This is a genomic window from Cupriavidus respiraculi, assembly GCF_914271545.1.
Lineage (GTDB): Bacteria > Pseudomonadota > Gammaproteobacteria > Burkholderiales > Burkholderiaceae > Cupriavidus > Cupriavidus respiraculi.
Genome location: NZ_CAJZAH010000015.1, coordinates 1 through 1233 on the forward strand (window position 1 = coordinate 1; position 1233 = coordinate 1233).

The following is a 1233-nucleotide window of genomic DNA, read 5'->3' on the forward strand; positions in this document are numbered from 1 at the left end:
TCGATCAGGCAGTTGCGCGCGGTGTCGTAGGCCAGCGGGCTCTGGATCTGGTACTGCGTCACGTAGTCGACGATATCGACCAGCACCTGATCGGGTTCGGGGCGGACATTGGAAATGGCTGCGGACATGGGCTCGCTCGTGTCTCGGTATGGCGCGTGGCGCTCGTTGTTGGCGTTGGAACTTCCATCCCGCCATTCCCGCAAGGACGGGAATCCGGCGGCTTTCGATGCCGCTGGGTCTCCCCCTTGGCGGGACGACAGGTTACCGGCAAAAGAATGCCGCCCTGGGGCGGCATTGCGTGGTCTGGCTTACTGCTTCGGCGTGGCGGCCTGCGGCGGCTGCTGCTCGGTCACGCCTTCCATCTGCGTGGCCGGCTGGGCCGCGACGACCGGCGGGGCCATCAGCAGCGGGGTGGTGGCGGGGGCGCGCAGCGCACCGGCCTGGGTCGGGGCGGAGCCGCCGGCGAGCATGTCGGCGGTCTGGCATTCGTCGGCCAGGCGCTGGCCGGCATTGCGGTTGAACAGCATGGCCTTGGCCGGGATCACCACCATGTCCAGGCCCGAGGCCTGGTCGAAGTAGCGGTCGGCGCCGGTCACGGTGGCCTGGCGGGGCAGGCGGTGGTCGCGGCCCTGCCAGTGCACCGTGATCACCTCGTCGCGCAGCATATTGCCGGAGACATAGAGCACGTTGCCCAGTTCGCATTGCCACTTTTCGCCGCTCGGCGTGACCGCGGGCGCGGCGGCGACGGTCTTGGCCTTGCTCTTGCTGGATTTCGAGGAGGTTTTCTTGGCGGGTGCCTTCTTGGTGGCGGCGGGCTTCTTGGCGGCTTCCTGCGCCAGCGCGGCACCGCCGGTGGAAAGGGTGAAGGCGCCGAGGCAGGCGGCAATCAGAAGATGCTTCATGAGGATGATTCCTTCTAGGTGGTGATCCGGATGCGCCGCGCGGACGGTCGGCGGCAGCAAGCCAAAGCTATATTGGGCGTTACGCGCCCGTTATTCTCTACGATTTGCGTGACAGGGCGAAGGGTGGCCGCCTTTGGTTACACAATCTCCGCGCGCGGCCCGGCCCCGCGCGCCCCAAGGTCGACTTGCCGGCGCCGTTTGCGCGCTTACTTGCGCTTGCCGATCGGCACGAACTTCAGGTTCTCCGGCCCGGTGTAGTTGGCGCTGGGTCGGATGATCTTGTTGTCGATGCGCTGCTCGATGATGTGGGCGGCCCAGCCCGAGGTGCGCG

Annotated in this window: 1 protein-coding gene and 1 pseudogene; both read right to left on the reverse strand. The window is 67.2% G+C overall.

Going from position 1 to position 1233, the window contains the following annotated elements; translation table 11 throughout:
- Positions 1-308 precede the first annotated feature (308 nt).
- A complete protein-coding gene (locus LDO27_RS25510; RefSeq protein ID WP_224044664.1) occupies positions 309-902 on the reverse strand; it encodes a hypothetical protein in 594 nt (197 codons plus the stop codon).
- 206 nt (positions 903-1108) lie between these two features.
- Positions 1109-1233, reverse strand: a pseudogene (locus tag LDO27_RS25635) (2-methylcitrate synthase); the annotation flags it as partial.